At 67.5% G+C, this 3,510-nt stretch carries 4 protein-coding genes; all 4 read right to left on the bottom strand.

All coding sequences use genetic code 11. From position 1 onward, the window contains the following. A partial coding sequence (locus FKP22_RS24395; protein ID WP_141290257.1) for a MarR family winged helix-turn-helix transcriptional regulator occupies positions 1-312 on the bottom strand: 312 nt, incomplete at its 3' end. 121 nt (positions 313-433) lie between these two features. Next, the gene (locus tag FKP22_RS24390; protein WP_141290256.1) at positions 434-1,267 is read right to left on the bottom strand and encodes an ATP-binding cassette domain-containing protein; all 834 of its coding nucleotides are present in this window, start codon (positions 1,265-1,267) and stop codon (positions 434-436) included. Next, a complete protein-coding gene (locus FKP22_RS24385; RefSeq protein ID WP_141290255.1) occupies positions 1,267-2,322 on the bottom strand; it encodes an ABC transporter permease in 1,056 nt (351 codons plus the stop codon). Before FKP22_RS24385 ends, FKP22_RS24390 begins: the two co-directional genes overlap by 1 nt. A gap of 32 nt (positions 2,323-2,354) precedes the next feature. Then, entirely contained in the window at positions 2,355-3,371 is a 1,017-nt protein-coding gene (locus FKP22_RS24380) for a sugar ABC transporter substrate-binding protein (RefSeq protein ID WP_141290254.1), read from the bottom strand. Positions 3,372-3,510 lie beyond the last annotated feature (139 nt).

Raw genomic sequence — 3,510 nt, 5'->3', positions numbered from 1 at the left:
CGCGCCGGTGAAGTCCACCAGCAGCGTGTCCATCTGCCGCCGGCCGACCTTGATGCCCACCGCGTACGCGCCCTGCGGGTTCAGCGACAGCGGCACCGAAGGCTGGCCGACCTTGCCGCGCACCGGCGCACCCTTCACGAGGTAGCCCTCGTCCAGCAGCCGCTTGCTGATCAGCGAAACGGTCTGCGCCGTCAGCCCCGTCAGCCGCGCCAGGTCCGCGCCCGGCATCGCGCCATGCAAGCGCACCGCCTGCAACACCACGCGCTCGTTGTACTGGCGCAGCCCGCCCTGGTTGGAGCCGCGGGTGGACAGGCGGGTGTCCCCGCCACGTGCCGTCGCGGCTTCGGCATCGGCTTCAGCAAAGCTTTCGCGGTCGGCGGTCAACGCAGGCAAGGGGCTCTTTCAGGGGCGAGACAAAAGGGGAAAACAGAACTCAAGCTGCCAGCATTTCGGCGGGCAATTGATCCGGCCGCAGCGCGCCTGTCATCACCGCCACAGTGTCGCTCATGCTGATTTTCTTCGGATTCAGCACCGCCGCTCGCTTGCCCAGCCGCGCCACATGAATGCGGTCGGCCACCTCGAAGACGTGTGGCATGTTGTGCGAGATCAGCACCACCGGCAGGCCCTTGTCGCGCACGCGGCGGATCAGCTCCAGCACCATGTTGCCTTCCTTGACGCCCAGCGCCGCGGTCGGCTCGTCCATGATGACCACGTGCTGCGCAAAGGCCGCCGCACGCGCCACTGCCACGCACTGGCGCTGCCCGCCCGAAAGCGTCTCCAGCGCCTGCGACATCGAGCGGATGCCGACCTTCAGTTCCGCCAGCCGCGCCGCGCTCTCAGCCAGCATGCGGCGCTTGTCCAGCATGCGCAGCAGCGTGCCTGGCAGGCCAGGCCGGCGCAGCTCACGGCCAAGGAACAGGTTCTCGGCAATCGTCATCGCCGGCGCCACCGCGAGGTCCTGGTAGACCGTCTCGATGCCGGCACGGCGTGCGTCGATGGGGCTCTTGAACACCGTGCGCTGGCCGTCCAGCAGGATCTCGCCCGAGTCCGGCAACGTGGCGCCGGAGAGCGCCTTGATCAGCGAGGACTTGCCGGCGCCGTTGTCGCCGATCACCGCGAGGATCTCGCCGGCACGCAGCTCGAAGTCGGCACCGTCCAGTGCCGTGACCTGGCCATAGCGCTTCACCAGGCCGGTGGCCTGCATCACGATCTTGGCTTTGGACGTGGGCGCGATGTGCGAATTGGTCGGGGTCGAAAACGTGGACATCAGCGTGCGCCTCGGCGGGAAAGTTGATCGGCAGCGACCGCAAGGATCACCAACACACCGGTGACCAGCACCTGGTAGATGGACGACACGCCCATCAGCGTCAGCCCGTTGCGGAACACGCCGACCACCAGCGCGCCGATCAGCGAGCCGATGACCACGCCGCGCCCGCCGAACAGGCTGGTGCCGCCCAGCACCACCGCGGTGATGGCGTCCAGGTTCTCGGTCTGGCCGGCATTCGGGTCGCCCACGCCCGTGCGCGCCACGCTGAGCAGCGAGGCCAGGCCATAGCAGAAGCCGGCCGTCACGTAGACCACCAGCAGCACGCGCTGGGTCGGAATGCCGACCAGGCGCGTCGCCTCGGGGTTGTTGCCCACGGCATAGACATGCCGGCCGGCGGCCGTCTCGCGCAACACGAACCAGGCCACGCCATAGAGCGCGAGCATCAGCAACGTGCCCCACGCGAACTCGGTGCCGCCGATGGCAAAGGTGTTGCCCAGCGCCGTCATCAGCGGCGGCACGTCGGTGATGGTCTGCGAGCTGGAATACAGCTGCGTGATCGCAAACGCGATGTTCATCGTGCCCAGCGTGACGATGAACGAAGGCAGCTTGACCCGCGTGACCAGCAGCCCGTTGACCAGGCCGAACAGCGTGGTCACCGCCAGCCCGGCCAGCAGCGCCAGCGGTGCCGGCAGGCCGGCGTCCACCGCCAGCTTGCTCATCACGATGCCGCCCAGCGCCATCACCATGCCGCAGGACAGATCAATGCCGGCCGTGAGGATCACCAGCGTCTGGCCGATGGCGATGACGCCGACCACGGCGACCTGCTGCAGGATCAGCGAGAAGTTGCCACCGGTCAGGAAGATCGGGCTCTGCGTCGCGAAGAACACGCAGGCGATCAAGAGCGCGATGAACGGCCCGAGCGAGGCCAGGGTCAGCCCGGGCGGCAAGTGGCTGATGGCGCCTGCTGGTGCGGCCGGGGCCACTGTGACCAAGGTCGGTCCGGTGGGAGAAGACGTGGCGGGCGCCGCTGCGGCGGCGGTCGGATCGGGTGTCATCGCAGGTCCTCCTGCGCGCAGCGGCGCAGACATTACTTCTTGCCCCAGCAGAGTTCGGTGCCCTTGGCCACCGTCTGGCTGTTCACACCGGCCACGGCCTTGTCGGCGATCAGCATCACGCCGGTGTCGGTGTAGCCGCTGGGTTTCTTGCCGGTCTTGGCGAAGGTCACGCCGGCCTCCACACCCATCGCGGCCATCTTCAGCGGGTACTGCTGGCTGGTCGCGGCGATCTTGCCGGCGCCCACGTCCTTCACGCCCTGGCAGCCGCCGTCCACCGAGACGATGACCACGCCCTTCTCCTTGCCGGCCTTCTTCAGCGCGTTGTACGCACCGGCCGCGGCGGGCTCGTTGATGGTGTAGACCAGGTTCACGCCGGGCGCCTTCTGCAGGCAGTTTTCCATTGCCGTCTGGCCCTTGGCCTGGTCGCCATAGCTGTCGGCCATGCAGACGATCTCGGCGCCCTTGCCCAGCTCGTTGCTCTTGGCCTCGGGGGCGGCAAGGCCCATGCCTTTGAGGAAACCGTTGTGCCGCTGCGCGCCCACCGGGTGGCCTGGGAACAGGTCCAGCGTGACGATGACCGGCGTCTTGCCCGCCAGCGCGGCCTTGGCGTATTGGCCGATCAGCACGCCGGCCTGGTAGTTGTCGGTCGCGAACAGCGCGTCCACCGCCTCGGGCGGGTCGCTCGGACTGTCCAGCGCGATGACCAGCACGCCCTTGTCGCGCGCCTTCTTGATCGCCGGCACGATGGCCTTGCTGTCGCTGGGCACCAGCAGAATGGTCTTGGCACCGGCCGCGACCATGTTCTCCATCGCGGTGACCTGGCCGGCGTTGTCGCCATCGGCCTTGCCGGCACCGGTCAGCAGCTTCGCGCCCTTGGCCTTGGCGGCTTCGGCCGCGCCTTCCTTCATCTTGACGAAAAACGGATTGGTCTCGGTCTTCGTGATCAGGCCGATCACCGGCGCGTCTTCGGCCAGCGAAGGCGATGCGGCCAGCGACAGCCAGGCGGCGACGGCCAGCGTGGTCAGAGGAGCGGAGCGGAAGCAGGACATCGGGATGGGTCTCCTGGGGCAAAAAACGCCGAAGGCGGCGCGGCTTGTTGTGGAGCGGATTCTGGAAACAGTGGATAAATAAATCAAGTAGATTGATTAATGGAAAACCACTAGCATCCCGCCGCGACGCGAGCGGCAT

This window comes from Ideonella azotifigens (assembly GCF_006519715.1).
Taxonomy (GTDB): domain Bacteria; phylum Pseudomonadota; class Gammaproteobacteria; order Burkholderiales; family Burkholderiaceae_C; genus Ideonella; species Ideonella azotifigens.
The sequence above is the reverse complement of the archived record's forward strand: the minus strand, read 5'-3'. Positions and strand labels throughout refer to the sequence as shown.